A 19,250-nucleotide genomic window follows, 5' to 3' on the forward strand; every position below is an offset into this window, starting at 1 on the left:
GACGACGGGTCGTCCCAGGGAGGTCACGCGGTGGGTACGCACGTCGACATCGTCAAGCCACTGCCGGAACTGCTCGGGCAACACGCCCGGCGACTGGGGGACAAGGTCTGTTTCCGGGACCCGTTCACACGGGTGACCTACCGGGAGCTGGAACAAAGGACCGCACGGCTGGCCGGTCACCTGGTCGGGCTGGGTGTGGCCCGTGGCGACCGGGTGGCGGTACTGCTGGGCAACCGTGTCGAGATGGTGGAGAGCCTGCTCGCGATTACCCGGGCAAGCGGCGTGGGTGTGCCCCTGGATCCCGGGAACTCGGAGCAGGAGTTGGCCCGTTTGCTGGACCACAGCGGCGCGCGGGTGCTCGTCACCGATGTCGGTTGCCTGACCCGGCGGCCGGCGGCGGCGCGATCCGGGCCGAGCGTGGTGGTGGTCGACGGCGGCGACGAGGACGGGGACGGCGTGGCCGCGGTCGCGGAAGGGGTCTTACGGTACGAGGAGTTGGCGGGTACGGAGCCGCGGACGCCGGCCCGGGACGACCTCGCGTTGGACGAAGTGGCTTGGCTGCTCTACACCTCGGGCTCCTCCGGCACGCCCAAGGGCGTCCTGTCCACCCAGCGCAACCGCCTCGCGCCGATCGCGACCGGCCTCGTCGGCATTTTGGGTCTGTCCGAAGGCGACCACGTGCTCTGGCCGTTGCCCCTGCACCACGCGATGAGCCAGGTGGTGTGCTTCCTCGGGGTGACCGCGGTGGGGGCGAGCGCGGTGCTGCTGCCCCGGTTCTCGGTGGCGGGGGTGCTCGGCGAACTCCGGCACGAGGACGCCTCGTTCACCCTGCTCGGCGGCGTCCCGACCACGTATTCGGCGCTGCTCGACGCGATCCGGGGGGAGGAGGGCGACGGGGACGGCGGCGGTCTGGGCACCCCCGCGCTGCGCGGTTGCGTCAGCGGCGGCGCCGCGGCGGGGCCCGGCTTCCGCGAGTCCTTCGAGGCGATCTGCGGTGTGCCCTACCTGGAGCACTACGGCAGCACGGAGGCGGGCCCGGTCACCATGCCCGCGCCGGGCGAGGCGACGGCGTCCGGGGAGTGGGGGCGAGTGCTGCCCGATACCCGGGTCCGGGTCGGCGGGGGCCCCGACGGCCGGGACACGGGCGAGGGCGAGTTGTGGGTCAACGGGCCCGGGGTGATGGCCGGTTACCACGACAGACCACAGGAGACCGCGGCGGTACTGCGCGACGGCTGGTTCCGCACGGGTGACCTGGCCAGGATCGATGCCGTCGGTGGGTTTGCCGTCACCGGCCGGGCGAGTGATCTGATCATTCGAGGCGGGGTGAACATCCATCCTACGGAAGTGGAGGCGGTGCTGCGGCGGTTGCCGGGGGTGGCGGACGCCGCCGTGGCCGGACGCGCGCATCCGGTCTTCGGCGAGGTGCCGGTCGGCTATCTGGTTGCCGCAGCCGGTCGAGATCTGCCGGACCGAGGGCGCATCCTCGCCGCCTGCCGAGCGGAACTGGCCGGTGTCAAGGTGCCCGTCGAACTGTTCGAGGTGGCGGACCTGCCCCGCACCGGGTCCGGGAAGATCCTGCGACGCGAACTCCCCGGCGGTCCGGCTCGGGCACTGGGCGCGGAGGCGGCCGGGAAGCCGGCGCCGGACCTGTTGGCCCTGGTGCGCGGCGAGGTGGCCGCGGTGCTCGGCCGCACGGTTCGAACGGTCGAGCCGGGCACGGCACTTCGGGACCTGGGCATGGACTCCCTGACCGCGACCGTGCTGCGCGAGCGGTTGTCGGCGGCGACCGGCCTGCCGCTCTCCGAGGCCGTCGCCTTCGACTTTCCCACGGCCGCCGCGCTCGCCGCCCACCTCGGGGCCCGGAACGCCGCCGCGCCGGCCGGCGTCGCGCCCGGGCGACGCAGTGCCGCCCGGTCCGACGAGGACCCCGTGGTGATCGTGGGGATGGCCTGTCGCTATCCCGGAGACGTGACCTCCCCCGAGGAACTGTGGCGGTTGGTGGCCGACGGGAGGGACGCGATCGGTCCCTTCCCCACCGACCGGGGCTGGGACACCGGGGCGCTGTACGACCCGGACCCCGGGCGATCGGGGCGCACGTATGTGCGCGAGGGCGGCTTCCTCACCGGCGCGGACCGCTTCGATCCCGGCTTCTTCGGCATCTCGCCTCGCGAGGCGTTGGCGATGGACCCGCAGCACCGACTGCTGCTCGAAGTGGCCTGGGAGACCTTCGAACACGCCGGCCTCGTCCCCGACACCCTGCGCGGCTCGGCGACCGGGGTGTACGTCGGGCTGATGTACAGCGACTACGCCCGGCACCTGACCAGGACGCCCGAGCAGGTCGAGGGATACCTCGGCCTCGGCAACGCCGGCAGCGTCGCCTCCGGGCGGATCGCCTACACGTTCGGCCTCGAAGGCCCGGCCCTCACGGTGGACACGGCGTGTTCCTCGTCCCTGGTGGCCCTGCACCTGGCGGCCCAGGCGCTGCGCCGGGGCGAGTGTGCCTTCGCGTTGGCCGGCGGCGCCACGGTGATGTCGGGACCCTCGTCGTTCGTGGAGTTCAGTCGGCAGCGGGCACTGGCTCCGGACGGCCGCTGCAAGGCGTTCGGCGCGTCCGCCGACGGCACGGGATGGGCCGAGGGCGCCGGGATGTTGCTGCTGAGCCGGTTGTCCCGGGCGCGCCGCGCCGGACTTCCGGTACTGGCCGCGGTGCGCGGCTCGGCGGTGAACCAGGACGGGGCGAGCAACGGGCCGACCGCACCGCACGGCCCGGCGCAGCAGCGGGTGATCCGACAGGCACTCGCGGACGCCGGCCTCGACCCCGGGGACATCGACGCGGTGGAGGCGCACGGCACCGGCACCCGGCTGGGCGATGTCATCGAGGCGGAGGCGTTCTTCGCGACGTATGGGCGGCAGGCGCGCCGACGTCCCCTCCACCTGGGCTCGGTCAAGTCGAACATCGGTCACACCCAGGCCGCCGCCGGAGTGGCCGGCGTGATCAAGATGGTGCAGGCGATGCGGCACGGGGTGCTGCCGCGGACGCTGCACGCGGACGAGCCGACGCCCCGGGTCGACTGGTCGACGGGGCGGATCGCGCTGCTGACCCGCGCGGTGGAGTGGCCTGCGGGGGAGTGTCCGCGCCGGGTTGGCGTGTCTTCGTTCGGTATCAGTGGGACCAATGCCCACGTGGTGCTCGAAGAGGCTCCGGTCGACGGGGCGGCCGTGGCGCCGGGTGCCGCGGCGGACGGCGGGGCGGCCGGTGGGCGGGTCGGGGTCGGGGCGGTGCCGGCAGGTGTAGTCGTTGGGCCGGAAGGTGCGGCTGCGGCGCCCGAAGGCGCGCCCGCAGCGCCGGAGGGTGTGCCTGCGGTGCCGGAGGGCACGGCGGCGGTGCCGGAAGGTACGGCGGCGGTGCCGGAAAGTGGGCCCGCCGTGCCGGTGGTTGCGCCTGCCGTGCCCGTTCCGGTGTCCGCCAGGAGCGCCCCGGGGCTGCGGGCCCAGGCGCGGCGGCTGTACGACCGGGTGGCCGCCGCCCCCGACCTGGCCCCGGTGGACGTTGGCTACTCGCTCGCCACCACGCGGGCGGCCTTCGAGCACCGGGCCGTGGTGGTGGCCCGCGACCGGGCCGAACTGCTCGACTCCCTGCGGGCCGTCGTGGAGGGCGGCGACCGGCCCGGAGTACACACGGGCACGTCCCGCCGGCACGGCCCGCTGGCCCTGTTGTTCACCGGCCAGGGCAGCCTGCGGGTCGGCATGGGCCGGGAGCTGTACGAGTCGCGGAACCGGTATCCGGCCTTCGCGGGTGCGTGGGACGAATGTGCCGCCCTGTTCGACCCGCTGCTGCCGGTGCCGCTGCGGGACGTCGTGTTCGCCGGGCCCGATACGGAGACGGGTGCGCTGTTGCAGACCACCCGGTTCGCGCAGCCGGCGTTGTTCGCCCTGGAGACGGCCCTGTTCCGGCAGTTCGAGGCGTGGGGGGTACATCCCGACCTGGTGGCCGGGCACTCGGTGGGCGAGGTGACGGCGGCACACGTCGCCGGCGTGTTGTCCCTCGCGGACGCGTGCACCCTGGTGGCGGCCCGGGGCCGGTTGATGGACGCACTGCCGCCGGGCGGCGCGATGGCGGCGGTGGCCGTCGGCGCGGACGAGATGGCCGCCCATCTGGCCGAGACGGGAGGCGCGGCGGAGATCGCCGCGGTCAACGGGCCCGCCTCGGTGGTCGTTTCCGGTGACGAGGCCGCGGTGGAGGAGGTCGCCGCGTACTTTCGCGAGCGGGGTCGTTCGGTGACGCCACTGCGGGTCGCCCACGCCTTCCACTCCGCGCGGATGGAGCCCGTGCTGGCCGACTTCGCGGACGTGGTCCGGCGGTTGTCCTTCACCGCGCCGCAAGTGCCCCTGGTCACCGCCCTGTCGGGTCGGGTGGCCACCGACGAGGAGTTGGGCACACCGCAGTTCTGGGTGGACCACATCCGCCGTCCGGTCCGCTTCGCCGATTCGGTGGCGCAACTGGGCGAGCGCGGCACGGCACACTACGTCGAACTGGGGCCGGAGGGGGTGCTCACCGGCCTGGTCCGGGATTGTCTCGCCGGGTCCGGACGAACCCAGGCGGACCCGGGTGAAGCGGGTGGCGGCGAGCGCGGCCCCGCGCCGCTGGTCCTGCCGACCCTGCGCGGGAGTCGGCCGGAAGCCGATGCCCTGCTCGACACGCTGGGCGCGCTGTACGCCCACGGCGTGCCCGTCGACTGGCGGGCCGTCTTCGCCGGACGCGGCGGGCGGCGTGTAACCCTGCCCACGTACGCCTTCCAGCGCCGCCGCTTCTGGTTGGAGCCCGACCCGGAACCGGCGCCCGGGTCCCCGACGGTCGAGGCCGCCGCACATCCGTTCCTGCGGTCGGGCACCCGCACGGCCGACGACGACGGGTTGTTGCTGAGCGGGGTGCTCTCGGTGCGCGAGCAGCCGTGGCTTGCCGACCACGTGGTGGCCGGGGAGATCCTGCTGCCGGCGACCGCCCTCGTGGAAATGGCCCTCTACGCCGGTGGGTTGGTGGGTGCGGACGTCCTGGACGAGCTCGTCCTGACCGCGCCGCTGCCGCTCCCCGCGGACGGTGCCGTCGCGGTGCAGGTGAAGGTGGCCGGGGCGGACGACGCCGGACGGCGGACGCTGCTCTTCCACTCCCGGCCGCACCCTCCGGCCGGTGACCGGCCCTGGCTCCGGAACGCCACCGGCACGCTCTCCCCGGCGCGGCCGGCCGCGGACCACGAAGAGACCGACGGCGCGTCCCGGCAACACGAGTCCCGGCCGCCGGCGGCGGCGATGCCACTGCCTGCCGACGGCCCGGGAGCCGGATCGTACGAGCGACTGGCCGCCGCCGGGCTGCGTTACGGCCCCGCCTTCCAGGGCATGCGCGCCGTCCGGCGACACGGGGACGAGCTGTACGCGGACATCATGCTGCCCGAAGCGGCCCGCGCCGGGCACCCGGAGCGGGCCGGGCCGGAGTTCGTCCTGCATCCCGCCCTGTTCGACGCGGCGCTGCACGCCCTGGCCCTGGACGGCCTGGTCGGCAACGCCTCCGGGACGACCGGCGGCGGGTTGTCCCTGCCGTTCGCCTTCGCCGGAGTGCGTGTGCACGCCACCGGCGTACGGCGCGTGCGGGTACGGACGAGTCCTGGGCCCGACGGGCAGGCCGCGGTGGAGTTGACCGACGAGCAGGGCGCACCGGTGGCGACGGTGCGTTCGCTGACGCTCCGGCCCCTGCCGGCGACCGGGGCGGCAACGCCGGACGCCGTCGCCGGTGCCCTGCACCGGACGGACTGGGTGCCGCTGTCCGAGCCGCCCGCATCCGCGGCCATGCCCCGCTGGGGAGTGCTGGGTACGGCGGGCACATCGCCGGTGGACGCCCTCGCGCCCCCCGGTTCCGGCATCCCGGTGTATCCCGATCCGGCGGCGTGCGACGCGGCGCACACCGTCATCGTGGCCGTGTGCCCACCTGCCGACCCGGGCGGCGGCGCGCGGGACCGGGCCGCCGCGATGCTGCGGGCGGCGGACCGGGCGCTGAGGCTGGTGCGGGAGTGGCTCGCCCAACCGCACCTGTCCCGCTCCCGGCTCGTCCTCGTGACGTCCGACGCCGTCGACTTCGCCCACGGGGATCCCGCCGCGACCGGCGCCGGATTCGGCGAGTCCGGCCGATCCGACGAAACGGCGTCCCTGCCGTCGCATGCGCCGGTGTGGGGACTGGTGCGCTCGGCCCTGCGGGAAACCCCGGGCCGCTTCGCCCTGATCGACGTGGACGACCACCCCGCCTCCCGGACCGCCCTGCCCGCCGTGGCGGCCGGCGCGCTGCCGGAGGCGGCCGTACGCCGAGGCACGGTGTACGTGCCGAAGTTGGTGCCGCTGGCCGAGGGGGCATCGCAGCCGCGCACGCGGCGGCCGCTCGACCCGGAGGGCACCGTCCTGGTCACCGGCGGTACCGGTTCGCTGGGCATGCTGGTGGCACGGCACCTGGTCGCCGCCCACGGCGTCCGGCACCTGCTGCTCGCCGGCCGACGCGGACCGGATGCCCCCGGGGCCCGGGAACTGGTCGCGGAGCTACGCGAGGCGGGCGCCCGGGTGGCCCTGCACGCCTGCGACGTCGCGGACCGGACCGCGCTCGCCGCCCTGCTCGACGCGGTACCGGCGGCCCACCCGCTGACCGGCGTCGTGCACACCGCGGGGGTGCTGGACGACGGCGTCGTCACCGCGCTCACCACCGACCGGCTCCGGCGGGTGTTGTACCCCAAGGCGGACGCCGCGCTGGCCCTGCACGAACTGACCCGGGGGCACGACCTGGCCGTGTTCGCGCTGTTCTCCTCGGTGGCGGGCACCTTCGGCTCCGCCGGCCAGGCCAACTACGCGGCGGCCAACTGCGCGCTGGACGCCTTGGCCCGGCACCGCGACCGGCTCGGGCTGCCCGGTACGTCGATCGTCTGGGGCCCCTGGTGGCAGCACGACGGCATGATGGCGCACCTGGGCGACGCGGATCGGCAGCGGATGGCCCGCTCCGGGTTCGTCCCGCTCAGGCCGGCGGAGGGACTGGCCCTCTTCGACGCCGCCGTGGCCGGCGACGAACCCGTCGTGGTGGCGGCCCGCCTCGCCCCGACCGCTCGCCGCGGCGGCGACCCGGCCGCGACCGGGCGGCGAACTCCCGCCGCCGACACGGGCAATCGAGGCGGCGCGGCGGTTGCTCGCCCCGGCGAGCGGGGCGAGGGGCTGCTCACCCGGGTCCGGACCCTGGCGGCCCGCGTCCTGGGCCACCGGGACGCGGCAGGCGAGGTCGACGAGGACACCCGGCTGGCGGACCTGGGACTGGACTCCCTCGCCGCGGTCGAACTGCGCAACGAACTCGCGGCGTGGACGGGTCTGGTACTGCCGTCCACGCTGCTGTTCGACTTCCCGACGCCCCGTGCGCTCGCCGCCGAGCTGACCCGGCGCCACGCCGCCGAGGCACCTCCCGGGGGCGCCGAATCCGACCGCCCGGCAGGGCCCGAGGCCGCCGACCCCGCAGGCACCTCGGGTCGACCGGCGCACGACGGCACCGGCGTCGGTCCGCAGGCGGGCGCCCCGGCGCGAGCCGCCGGCACATCGCCCGCCGGGGGAGCGCCGGACACCCTGGGCGCGCTCTTTCGCACCGCGTGCGCCCGGGGACAGCACTGGGACGGCATGGCGCTGCTCACCATCGCCGCGCGGCTGCGCCCGGCCTTCGACGACGCCGACGCGCCCGGTGCGACACACGAACCCGTCCTGCTCGCGGCCGGCGGCGCGGCGGCCCGGCTGATCTGCACCCCCGCGCTGAGCGCGTTGTCCGGACCGGGGGAATACGCGCGCCTGGGCGCCGCGCTGCGCGGCCGGCGGCCGGTTTCCGCCGTGCGGCACCCGGGGTTCGAGCCCCGAGAGGCCCTGCCCGCCACCCTGGACGCCCTCGTCACCGCCCAGGCCGGCGCGGTCCGCGCCGCCGCGACCGACGGCCCGCCGGTCCTGCTGGGCTGGTCGGCCGGCGGCTGGGTGGCCCATGCCGTAGCCGAGCGTCTGGAGTCGGAAGGCGCCGCCCCGACGGCCGTCGTCCTGGTGGACACCTACCCCGCCGTGCACGCCGACCATGACCGGGCCTTCTCCGCGATGACGGCGGGCATGCTGCGCCGGGCGGCGGAATTCGCCGGCACCGACCCCGCTCGGCTCACCGCCATGGCCCGATACTTCGAACTCTTCAACGACTGGAAACCCGCGCCGCTCGCCTGTCCCACCCTGTACGTGCGTGCCGAACGTCCGCTGCCCGATACCGAACCCGCCCCCGCCTGGAGCCTGCCCCACATCGAAGTCACGGTGCCCGGCGACCACTTCACCATGCTGGAGGAACACGCCCACACCATCGCACTCGCCATCCGGGACCGGCTCGACAGCCACACCTGAGCCCCGCCGGCGGCGCCCGATCCGGTACCCGCCCGATCCGATCGAGGCGTTCCGGCGAGCCCACCGCCCTGTTGTCCGCTTTGTTCGTTAGCTTCGTGGTATCTGCTCAGCCACGAGGGAGCCGGGACCATGGGATCGCGCACCGCCGGCCGGGAGGAACTCGTCCGGCTCGGCTACCGGGGGTTCGCGTACAAGGCGCGGATCGTGCACCAACCGAACCCCCGGATCGCGCCCGTGGTCCTGCTCGGCGGCGCCTTCCAACAGCGGACCGCCTGGGGGCGGATCGAGCAGGGACTGAGGCCGGCGGCCACCGTCATCACGATGGACCTGCCCGGCGCCGGCGATGCCGATCGGCTGCCCGCCGACTACGGGTTCGACTTCCTCACCGGGGCGTTCGACCACCTCCTGGGCACGGTCGCCGCCGGTCGGGTCAACGTGGTCGGCGCGTCGTACGGCAGCGCCGTCGCGCACCGTTGGGTCCAGCTCAACCCCGAGCGGGTCGACCGGATACTGCTCATCGGCACGATGTCGGGGATGACCGAGCACGTTCGGGCGGCGTTTCGGCGCACCGCCGATCTCGCCGAGCAGGGCCGGCGCGGAGAGTTCGTCGACAGCGTGCTGGAGTCGCTCCTGTGCTCGGATCCGAACGCCGCGGTGGCGCGACAGGCAACCGTCGCGCGCTGTTTGAGCCGGCTGCTGAACGCCCTCTCCGACGGCGACGTCGCCAGGTACCTGGACAACACCCACCGCCTGCTGCGCCACGATCCCGACCCGGGCGGGGCCACCGTGACTACACCCGTCCTGATCACGACCGGCGAGCACGACCCGCTCACCACGCCCCGGCTCAGCCGGGAGGCCGCGGCGCGGTACGCGAACGCGCACTTCACCACCATCAAGGGCGCCGACCACCTGGTGCACCTGGAGCGCCCCACCGAACTCGTGGACCTGGGGCTGCGCTATTTCTCCGGCCGCCCCCTCACGGGACTGGACTATTGCCACCCGGTCGAACACCTGACGCACTGACGGGTCGTCACTTGTCGAGCGGCCGCGGCCGCGCCGCCTGGTCCTACCAGCCGAGCCGGTCGCCGAGTTGATCGCCGAGCCGCAACCGCAACCACAGGACCAGACGTTCGTCCGGCTCGGCGAGATCGAACCCGAAGATCTCCCCGGCGCGGGAAAGTCGGTACCGGATCGTGTTCGGGTGCACGGACAACCGCTGGGAGGCGGCGGCCACATCGCCGTTGGCGTCCAGGTAGGCGAGGATGGTGGACGCGTACGTGGTGCCGTGTTCGAGATCGTGCGCACGGATCGCCGGCCCGAGCCGGCGGGGGAGCACCTCGTGCGTGGCCAGCATCCCGGCCAGCGCGGACAGCGTCGCGCCGGCCCACATCTCGTCGATCGTGGCCACCTGGCACGGCTCCGGGTCGGCCGGCCGCTCGGAGAGCGCACGCAGGACCAGATCCGCGTCGGCGCGTGAGCCCACGATCGAGCGCAGTTCCGGGACCAGCGAGCCGAGTCCGGCCCGGACGGGCACCCGGAGCGCGCTGTGGGCCCGTCGCGCGATGTAGGCGACGAGTTCGCGGTGCGCGTTCGGCGAGGGCTCGCTGGGCAGTAGCGCGTAGACCGTTCCGTCGATCAACGCGCAGCCGTGCCTGCCGTAGCGCGCCTCGCAGTGCAGGCTCACCAGGTCGGCGAGCCGGGTGGCCGCGTGCGCCGTGAGCACGTCCTCGGCGTCGACCGAGGCGACGGCGAACGCGGCCACCGCGACGGGCAGGTTGGGGTCCAGGCCCAGTTGTGGGGCGACCGCGGCGGCACTGCTCGGGTCGGCGAGCAGCCGCCGCAACAGGTCGGCGTACCTGCGCCGGACGGCGGATTCGGTGGTGCGGGCCGCGAGCAGGTGCAGCGCGACGTTGTCCGCCACGTCGGAAAGCGCCTGTTCGGCAACGGAGTCCAGGTGTTCCCCGGCGTTGACGACCCAGATCGACCCCAACACCTCGCTGCCCACCCGGACCGCGACACCGAGCCGAGGCAGCCCCCCGGGAACGGCGGAGAACCGGCAGGTGCGCCCGACCCGGGTGAGCACCCGGTATTGCTCGTCGTAGTCGGGGCCGTCCGGCACCTGGAGGCCGAGGATGCCCTGGCGGCGGCCCTCGTCGACGGCCTGGCCGGGCAGCGTCGAGTACGCGAGGATGCGCCGGTGCGGATCCTCGATCACGGTGGCTCCGCCCACCATCCCGGCGATCGCGTTGGCCAACGCGAACAGGTCGCCGACCGCCGGGGCACCCGCCGACTGTCCGAAACGCACCGTCGGGGTCAGGGCCGAGGAGATCATCGCGTCCAAGTGGTGCCAGGCCACGGCCGCGTCGGCGGCCAGCAGTACGATGCCGGACTGCCGGGCGGCTTCCACCAGTTGGGTGACCGGCTCGCCGAAACTCTTCACCACCAGACAGGCGTACCCGGCCTCGGCCGCCGAAGCGACCAGATTCATCGCCTGAGCTTCGAACATGCCCACTCCGACGGCGAGCAGGATCGCGTCGCCGACGGGGGGAAGCGGTAGCGGGGCTCGCCGCTCGAAGATGAGTACGCCCGAGACCGGCACCAGCCGGTCCGGCAGCACGGTCAACGGCCGCAGCAACGACGAGCCCAACACTTCCAGGACCTGTCCGAGATCGGGAACCCCGGTACCGAGCATGCTCACCTCTTTAGCCGGACACACAAAGCATTCGGGGAATCTCTGGACGGGTGCCGCATGCCCCCGGTAGATCCGGACCGCCACGCTGTCCGCATGCACAATCCGGCAAGCGTGCGGCGGGCACCCCCGGTGACCGTACCTCCCACGGCCTCGTGGAGCGCAACCATTCGCGGCCACCTCCGTCGCCCCTTGTGCGGACGCTCAGGATCGGTACTGCAGAAGGAGACATTGTGCGATACAGGACGAGTGTTGTCGTGGCCCTGGCCTGCGCGGCCTCGCTGGTGACGGTGCCCGGGCAGGCGGGCGCGGCACCTCAGTGCGACACCAAGCCCATCCAGGCGGCGATGAAGTCACTGCAAAGTGTCGGCGCCACGGGCATCAGCGTGACGGTCAAGAGCCCGCGCTGCGGCGTCCGGAACGGCGGTGTCGGCCTCGCCGACATCAGAACGGGCCGCAAGGTCGTCGGCAACGAGCACAGCCGCATCGGCAGCGACACCAAGACCTGGACGGCCACGGTGGTGCTTCAGCTCGTCGGCGAGGGCAGGATCGGCCTCGACGACACCGTGGACGATTATCTGCCCGGTCTCGTCCGCACCAAGCTCTACGACGGGCGCAAGATCACGATCCGGCAGTTGCTGCAGCACACCAGTGGCCTGCCCGACTACCTGGACGCGCCGTTCTGGGAGGACGAGGACGAGCACCGCTGGGATCACATCGAGCCGTTGCAGACGGTCCGGCAGGCGCTCGGTCTGCCCAGGCCCGACCGGACGGCCGAGGGCTTCTCCTACTCCAACACCAACTACAACCTCGTCGGCCTGATCGTCGCCGAGGTCACGGGCCGCGACATCGGCACCGAGATCGAGGAGCGGATCATCGAGCCCCTCGGACTGTGCGAGACCGAATGGCCCGGCGATCGCACCACGATCCCCAAGCCGGACCTGCGCGGCTACGCGCAGCGGGGATCCACTTTGGTGGACAAGACGGAATGGAACATTTCGGAGGCCGACGCGTCGGGCGCGCTGATCTCCACCGGCGCGGACACCACCGCCTTCTGGACCGCCCTGATGAGCGGGAAACTGCTGGCTCCGGCCCAACTCGCCGAACTGAAGAAGACCGTTCCGGACGACTTCCCGGGTGAGCGCTACGGCTTGGGAGTCGAACGCCACGAGCCCACCCCGGGCCTGGTCCTGTGGGGACACAGCGGCAGCGTGGCCAGCGGCCACAAGTTCCGCAACGCGGTCACCGACGACGGTCGACGCGCGGTGACCCTGTTGGTCGGCTCGGAAACCTTCGACTCGGACAAGGTGGACGCCATCATGAGCACACTCATGCGCGACCTCCGCTGACCGTAGTCATCGAACCCCTGGACCGGCGGCCGGCCGATACCGAGAGCACGGGTATCGGTCGGTCGCCGGTCCAGGCCGTCATGTCCGCTTCGCGACCGACAGCAGCACGTTGTCCTGCGGGGCCTGGTCGGCGAAGTTCTCCGGATGGTGGCAGGCCACCCGCTGACCGGGCTTCAGCTCGTCGAGCGCGGGCTCGGTCGTCGTACAGATCCGCGTCGCCTTCCAACACCGGGTGTGAAAGCGGCATCCGTCGGGCGGGGCGATCGGCGAGGGCACGTCGCCATCGAGCAGGAGACGCTCGCTCCCGGCCTTTCTGCGCCGCGGGTCCGGGATCGGGACGGCCGACATCAGCGCCTTGGTGTACGGGTGCATCGGCGCCTTGTAGAGCAGGTCCCGGTCGGCGAGTTCGACGATCCTGCCGAGGTACATCACCGCGATCCGGTCCGAGACGTGCCGGACGACGGACAGGTCGTGCGCGATGATCACGTAGGTCAGGCCCAGTTCCTGTTGCAGGTCGTCCATCAAATTGACGACCTGGGCCTGGATCGACACGTCCAGCGCGGACACCGGCTCGTCCGCCACCACCAGCTTCGGCCGGAGCGCGAGTGCGCGGGCGATGCCGATGCGCTGCCGCTGGCCGCCGGAGAACTCGTTCGGGTAGCGGTTGTAGTGCTCGGGGCTGAGGCCGACCACCGACAGCAGCCGCTGTACCTCCTTCTTGATGCCGCCCTCGGGTTCGACGCCCTGGAGCCGGAAGGGGGCGCCGATGATCGTGCCGGTGGTGTGGCGCGGGTTCAGCGACGAGTACGGGTCCTGGAAGATCATCTGCATGTCGCGGCGCAGTGGGCGCATGCCGCGCACACCGAGATGGGTGATCTCCTTGCCCTCGAACTCGACCGTCCCCGCGGTCGGTTCGAGCAGCCGGGTGATCAGCCGGCCCATCGTCGACTTGCCGCAGCCCGATTCGCCCACGACACCGAGGGTCTCGCCCGAGCGCACCTCGAAGTCGATGCCGTCGACGGCGCGCACCGCGCCGACCCGGCGTTGGAAAAGGCCGCTCCGGATCGGGAAGTGCTTCCGCAGCCCGGTCACCTTCAGCAGCACCTCGCCGGGCGCGGCGTCCTCGGCGAGGCGGGCCGCGCCGCCGGTCTCGGACGAGCCGCCGGCGCCGGCCCGCCCGCCGTCGTCATCGGTAGGGATGCTCACCGCGTCGTCCTTTGCGTTCTCGCTCACAGCCTCGGCGCAATCTCTTCGGTCCAGATCCGCTCCCGCTGCTCCCGCGTCAGGTGGCAGGCGGCCCAGTGCCCGTCGCCGACCTCGGTCGGCTCGGGGCGGACCGTGCGGGTGACGTCGTCCTTCGGTACGTCCGCGTACGGGCAACGCGGGTTGAACGCGCAGCCGGACGGCAGGTTGATCAGCGAGGGCGGAGAGCCCTCGACCGGGACGAGCCGGTCCTGCTGCTCGCGATCCAGGCGCGGCATCGAGCCGAGCAGACCCCAGGTGTAGGGGTGTCGGGGTTGGTGGAACACCTGCTCGGCCGGGCCCCGTTCGACGCACCGGCCGCCATACATCACCAGGATGTCGTCGGCGAGTTCGGCGACGACGCCCAGGTCGTGGGTGATCACGATGACCGCGGAGCCGAATTCCCGCTGCAGATCCCGGATGAGATCGAGGATCTGCGCCTGGACGGTGACGTCGAGGGCGGTGGTCGGCTCGTCCGCGATGAGCAGTTCGGGGTTGTTCACCAGGGACATCGCGATCATCGCGCGCTGGCGCATGCCGCCGGAGAACTCGTGCGGGTAGTTGTCCATGCGTTTGTCCGGTTGCGGGATGCCCACCCGGTCGAGCATCTCGACCGCACGCCTGCGGGCGGCCTTCTTGTCCACGTCGTGGTGGATCCGGTACGCCTCGACGATCTGTTGGCCGATCGTGTAGTACGGGTGCAGCGCGGACAGCGGATCCTGGAAGATCATCGCCATCTCGCGGCCCCGCAGCCTGCGCACGTGGTCGGGGTCGGCCGACAACAGGTCGATGCCGTCGAGTCGGATCTCGCCGGAGATCCGCGCCTTGCGCCTGCCGTACTGCCCGGCGGTGTGCAGGCCCATGATGCCGAGCGAGGTCACCGACTTGCCGGAGCCCGACTCGCCGACGATGCCGAGGGTCCTGCCCCGCTCCAACTCGAAGCTGAGCCCGTCGACGGACTTGACCAGGCCGTCGTCGGTCGGGAAGTGCACCCTCAGGTCCCGTACTTCCAGGAAGGCGGGCGATGCGGGCGAGGCGTCGGCGGGTTCGTCCGCCGCGGTCGCGCTGTCGCCGAGTTCGCTCACGCGAATGCCGAATTCGGTCATGTGAGCCTCACTCGGGGGTCGATCACGGCGTACAGGACGTCCACCGCGAGGTTGGCCAGCAACACCGACAGGGAGGTGATCAGCACGACGCCCAGGATGATGGGCAGGTCCTGGTTCCTGATGGCGTTCAGCACGGCCTGGCCGAGGCCGGGCAGGTTGAACGTCGACTCGGTGAGGATCGCGCCGCCGATCAGGGCGCCGAGGTCCATGCCCAGCATGGTGAGGATCGGCGTCATGGTGGAGCGCATGGCGTGCTTGCCGATCACGGTCTGTTCCCGCAGGCCCTTGGCCCGCGCGGTGCGGATGTAGTCCTCGCCCAGGACCTCCATCATCGTGGCGCGGGTGATCCGCGCGTACATCGCCGCATAGAGGAAGGCGAGGGTGATCCACGGCAGGATCATGCCGCCGAACCAGCCGCCCGGGCTCTGGCCGAACGGCACGTATTGCGCGTCGAACCATTTCAGCCCGAACGCGAAGGTCGCCAGGGAGAGCATGCCGGTGAAGTAGATGGGCAGGGACACACCCGCGAGGGCGACGACCATCGCGCTGCGGTCCCAGAGGCTGCCGCGCTTGAGTGCGGAGAGCACACCGGCCGCGACACCGAAGACCAGCCACAACACGGCGGCACCGAGCGCGAGCCCCAGGGTCACCGGGAAGCGGTCGGTCAGCACCGGCCAGACGGCCTGTTCGCTCTTGAACGAGTAGCCGAAGCACGGCGCGGAGCAGTGCACGACGTCGCCGCCGGTCGCGTAGGTGCGGCCGGTGAAGATGCCCTTGAAGAACCCCCACGCCTGGAGGTGGACGGGGTCGCTCAGGCCGAGTTTCTCCCGTACCGCCTCGACGGCGGCGGGGTCGGCCTGCTTGCCCACGAAGCTCGCGGCGATGTCGACGCCCGCCCATTTGGGGACGAGGTAGAAGATGCCGAAGACCACCATGATGATGACCACCAGCATCACTGCGGCGGCGAACAGCCGCCTGATAAGGTATGCGAGCACAGCTTTCGGCCTGCCGCGGATCACGGGTGCCGGGGCTTCCCGGCGGCCCGTGATCACGCCGCGCCGGCCTTCACCTGCCTTTCGTGCCGTTGGGCGGGTGTGCCGGAGTTACTTCGAGGGCTTGAGGCCGAGGTTGACGAAGTCGTAGCCGTTGTAGGCGTCGGTCATGTAGACGTTCGTCAGCCGACCGGAGCGCCAGTTCAGGTACTTCTCGTAGGTGAAGGGCAGGTAGTAGCCGCCCTCCATCACCTTGTGGTTGATCTGCGTGGCCATCCGGGCCTTGGTGCCCTCGTCGAGTTCCTTGGCGTAGGCGTCGAACAGTTCGTCGATCGCCGGGTCCTTGATCAGGGCGTAGTTGTTGTTGGCGCTCTCCAGGACGTACTTGCCGTCCCATAGCGGCCGACCGAAGCCCTGGACGGAGGGGAAGTCCGCGGCCCAGCCGTCGATGACGATGCCGTAGCCCTTCTTCTCCACGTTGGCGGGGCTGCCGACGATGCCCGAGGTCTGTGCGCCGTCGTACTGGTCGATCTGCGCGTTGATGCCGATCTTCTTCAACGACGCCTGCAGGGACTGGGCGGTGGCCACCTCGACCGGCTTGTTGTTGCGGACGGCGATGGTGGTGTCGAAGCCGTTCGGCTTGCCGCAGGCGGCCAGCTCCTCCTTCGCCTTGGCGATGTTTCCGCTCTTGTCGGCGCCGGCGATGGCGTACGGGTCGTACTTCTGGCCCTCGTTGCCCGGGATCGACCCGGGCAGCATGTTGGTTCCGATGTCACCGCCGGCCACCGGGCCACCGCGCGCGGTCTGCAGGGACACGTGGTCGGCCCCGTGGATGACCGCCTTGCGACAGTGCTCGTTGTCGAACGGCTTCACGTTCTGCGGGAAGGCCGCGTAACGGACGTAGCCGGAGACGGGATTGTCCAGGTTGCCCTTGTGCTGCTTCAGGGCGGTCTGGCGGCCCTGCGGCGACAGCCCGGTCTGGCTGAGGTCCAGGTCGTAGTCGCCGGCGATCAGTCGCTGGTCCAGGTCGTTGGCGTTGGAGAAGAAGGTGACGGCGACGGTGTCCGGGTAGGCCTTGCGGACCGGATCCGAGGCTTCCTTCCACTGGGTGTTGCGGACCAGTTCCAGGCTCTTGCCCGGCTCGTACGACTCGAACTTGTACGGGCCACTGGAAAACGGATGCAGGCCGTACTTGGACTTGGTGTCCTTGTCCTGGCGTACCGGTGAGGCGGAGGGCATCGCGAGCATCTGTGGGAAGTCGCTGTTGGGCTGCGGCAGACGGAAGACGATCGTCGTGTCGTCGGGTGTCTCGATCGCCTTCAGGCCCAGCTTGTCGGCGGATTCGTCCTGGTAGGGGCCCGGGTACGCGCCGTCGGGGTCGAGGATGTCCTTGAGGTAGACGGGACCGCCGGACAGTACGTCCTGCGCCCACTGGCGCTCGATGCCGTACTTGACGTCCTTGGCGGTGATCGGTCTGCCGTCCTCCCAGGTGCTCCCGGCGCGCAGGGTGAACGTGTAGGTCCTGCCGCCGTCCGTGACCTTGCCCAGGTCGGTGGCGAGGTCGGGTTGCAGTCCGGCGCCCGCCTTGCCCGGCTCGGTCTTGTAGGTGACCAACTGGCGGCTGTAGTACCGCATGAAGTTCCAGGCGAAGCCGTAGTAGCTGCGCGTGGTGTCCCACGAGTCGCCGTCCTGGGCGCCGGCGAACTTCAGGGTGCCGCCCTTGGTGGCAGCGGCGTTCACGACCTTGTTGTTGGCCGCGTCGTAGCCGGCCTCGCTCGTGGAGTCGCTGCCGCCGCCGCACGCCGCCGTGGTCAGCAGCCCTGCGACCACGGCCGCGGCGGCCAGTGCCTGCTTGCGCCGCGTAAAGGCGCGTTGGGTAGTCACGATCTCGGATCCTCCGGATTCGATGAGATTTCTCGGGTGAAGTGCCTTGATTGGTAAGGCAGTTCAGCGAGAACCCTTGGGGTCGAGCGCGTCGCGCACGCCGTCGCCGAACAGGTTGAAGGCAAGGACGGTGATGAAGATGGCCAGGCCCGGAACGATCATGTACATCGGATCCGAGTCGTAATAGTCGATCGCGTTCGAGAGCATCTGGCCCCACGAGGCGGTGGGCGGCTTGACGCCCACGCCCAGGAAGCTGAGCGCGGCCTCGGTCAGGATGTTCGTGGGAATCATCATCGTGGTGTAGACGACGATCGGGGCGACGAGATTCGGCAGCAGTTCCTTGAACAGGATGTGGAACCGCCCGGCGCCCAGCGAGCGGGCGGCCTCGACGTACTCGCGTTCGCGCAGCGAAAGCGTCTGGCCGCGCACCACGCGCCCGATGTACGGCCAGCCGAAGAAGCCGATGACCAGGATCATCACGAACACGCGGACGCTCGAACCGGTCATGCCCAGCAGGTCGTTCGGCATCACCGAGACCAGCGCGATGATGAACAGCAGTTGCGGAAACGCGAGCAGACCGTCCATCACGCGACTGATCGCGGCGTCCACCCAGCCGCCGAAGAAGCCCGCCAGAATGCCGAGGATCGTCCCCAGGACGACCGCCACCAGGGCGGACAGGAAGCCGACGAGCAGCGAGATCCGGGAGCCGTACAGGATCCGGGCGAAGACGTCCCGGCCGTTGACCGGTTCGACGCCCAGCAGATGGTCGCCGCTGATGCCGCCCAGCGACCCCTTGGGGGTGCCGAACAGCGCGTCGATCGTGTCCTCGTGGAAGGCGTCCGGATCCTGTCCGACGAGGTTCGTGATCACGGGCGCGAGCAGCGCGATCACGACGAGCGCGAGGATGACGCCGCCGCCCGCCAGCGCCAACCGGTCCCGCTTGAGCCGTTCCCAGGCGATCCGCCCCAGCGAACGGCCCTGTACCGACTTGGTGTTGCCGTCGACTGCCGCCGATTCCCCGGCCGCGCTCGGGGCTGCTTCCGCGCTCGGGGGCGCTTTCGCGGTCGGCTCGTGCAATGGTGCCGTCATCTGACAGGGATCCCTCTCAACCGGCGCTGGTCGGAACGTACTTGCCGCTGTGGCGGCGTCTTCACGGGATGGGCTGCAAGGGCGGACACCCCTGTGCTCGGAAGTCCTCAACGCTTCGGCGCCGCGCCGCCGGGCCGAGGAGCGGGAGAAGTCCCGAGCAAGCCGGACCGGGGGATCCGGCCCGCATGGACACGCACGGGGTGCCGGACGACCACGCCGCTCACCGAAGCTCGGCTCCGGGCGACGGCCGCTCGCTTGCTGGATTGTGCATGCGGACAGCGTGGTCCCTGGCTCGGCCGGGTACATGCGGTACGCGTCCAGAGATTCTCCGGATGCTTTGTACGACTGGCCAAAAAGCCGAGGAGGCGCGGTGCCGGAACCCGTACCGGTCACGTCTCGTGCACGCCCGGTGCCTCGCCGGGCACGGGCACGGTTGTTCCGACGTACAAAGCAGCGGGCACAT

Annotated in this window: 9 protein-coding genes; 3 read left to right on the forward strand and 6 right to left on the reverse strand. The window is 71.7% G+C overall.

Features of this window, described 5'->3' with window-relative positions; all coding sequences use genetic code 11:
* Positions 1-30 precede the first annotated feature (30 nt).
* Together ACH4U8_RS12615 and ACH4U8_RS12620 are read left to right on the forward strand one after the other, a co-directional pair.
* The gene (locus tag ACH4U8_RS12615) at positions 31-8,436 is read left to right on the forward strand and encodes a type I polyketide synthase (protein WP_395777454.1); all 8,406 of its coding nucleotides are present in this window, start codon (positions 31-33) and stop codon (positions 8,434-8,436) included.
* 129 nt (positions 8,437-8,565) lie between these two features.
* Positions 8,566-9,459: an alpha/beta hydrolase gene (locus ACH4U8_RS12620; RefSeq protein WP_360307144.1), complete on the forward strand. Its 894-nt coding sequence runs from the start codon at positions 8,566-8,568 to the stop codon at positions 9,457-9,459.
* Positions 9,460-9,502: 43 nt separating this feature from the next.
* On the opposite strand, the gene ACH4U8_RS12625 is transcribed toward ACH4U8_RS12620, so the two are convergent.
* On the reverse strand, positions 9,503-11,128 hold the full coding sequence (locus tag ACH4U8_RS12625; RefSeq protein WP_395777456.1) for a PucR family transcriptional regulator: 1,626 nt from the start codon (positions 11,126-11,128) through the stop codon (positions 9,503-9,505).
* A gap of 230 nt (positions 11,129-11,358) precedes the next feature.
* Between ACH4U8_RS12625 and ACH4U8_RS12630 the strand changes: the two genes are divergently transcribed.
* The gene (locus tag ACH4U8_RS12630) at positions 11,359-12,474 is read left to right on the forward strand and encodes a serine hydrolase domain-containing protein (protein WP_360307149.1); all 1,116 of its coding nucleotides are present in this window, start codon (positions 11,359-11,361) and stop codon (positions 12,472-12,474) included.
* A 78-nt stretch (positions 12,475-12,552) separates the two neighbouring features.
* Here ACH4U8_RS12630 and ACH4U8_RS12635 read toward each other — a convergent pair whose 3' ends face one another.
* The 5 genes from ACH4U8_RS12635 to ACH4U8_RS12655 form a co-directional block, all read right to left on the reverse strand.
* Entirely contained in the window at positions 12,553-13,707 is a 1,155-nt protein-coding gene (locus ACH4U8_RS12635) for an ABC transporter ATP-binding protein (protein ID WP_395777458.1), read from the reverse strand.
* Positions 13,704-14,801, reverse strand: coding sequence for an ABC transporter ATP-binding protein (locus tag ACH4U8_RS12640; RefSeq protein WP_379990793.1), 1,098 nt, complete (start codon positions 14,799-14,801; stop codon positions 13,704-13,706). The genes ACH4U8_RS12635 and ACH4U8_RS12640 overlap by 4 nt, the downstream gene beginning before the upstream one ends.
* A 17-nt stretch (positions 14,802-14,818) precedes the next feature.
* Positions 14,819-15,817 (reverse strand): ABC transporter permease, encoded by a 999-nt coding sequence (locus ACH4U8_RS12645; protein ID WP_395777460.1) that lies wholly within the window; start codon positions 15,815-15,817, stop codon positions 14,819-14,821.
* A 108-nt stretch (positions 15,818-15,925) separates the two neighbouring features.
* Positions 15,926-17,698, reverse strand: a complete 1,773-nt coding sequence (locus ACH4U8_RS12650; protein ID WP_395777462.1) for an ABC transporter substrate-binding protein — start codon at positions 17,696-17,698, stop codon at positions 15,926-15,928.
* Positions 17,699-17,761: 63 nt separating this feature from the next.
* Positions 17,762-18,787: an ABC transporter permease gene (locus ACH4U8_RS12655; RefSeq protein WP_395777464.1), complete on the reverse strand. Its 1,026-nt coding sequence runs from the start codon at positions 18,785-18,787 to the stop codon at positions 17,762-17,764.
* Between the last annotated feature and the right edge of the window lie 463 nt (positions 18,788-19,250).

Source organism: Embleya sp. NPDC020886 (assembly GCF_044333915.1).
In the GTDB taxonomy this organism is placed as follows: Bacteria; Actinomycetota; Actinomycetes; order Streptomycetales; family Streptomycetaceae; genus Embleya.

What these genes read in the sequence shown, in the direction of transcription:
- ACH4U8_RS12620 (WP_360307144.1), top strand. Translation starts at nt 8,566, where the DNA reads ATGGGATCGCGCACCGCCGGCCGGGAGGAACTCGTCCGGCTCGGCTAC.
- ACH4U8_RS12625 (WP_395777456.1), bottom strand. Translation starts at nt 11,128, where the DNA reads ATGCTCGGTACCGGGGTTCCCGATCTCGGACAGGTCCTGGAAGTGTTG.
- ACH4U8_RS12655 (WP_395777464.1), bottom strand. Translation starts at nt 18,787, where the DNA reads ATGACGGCACCATTGCACGAGCCGACCGCGAAAGCGCCCCCGAGCGCG.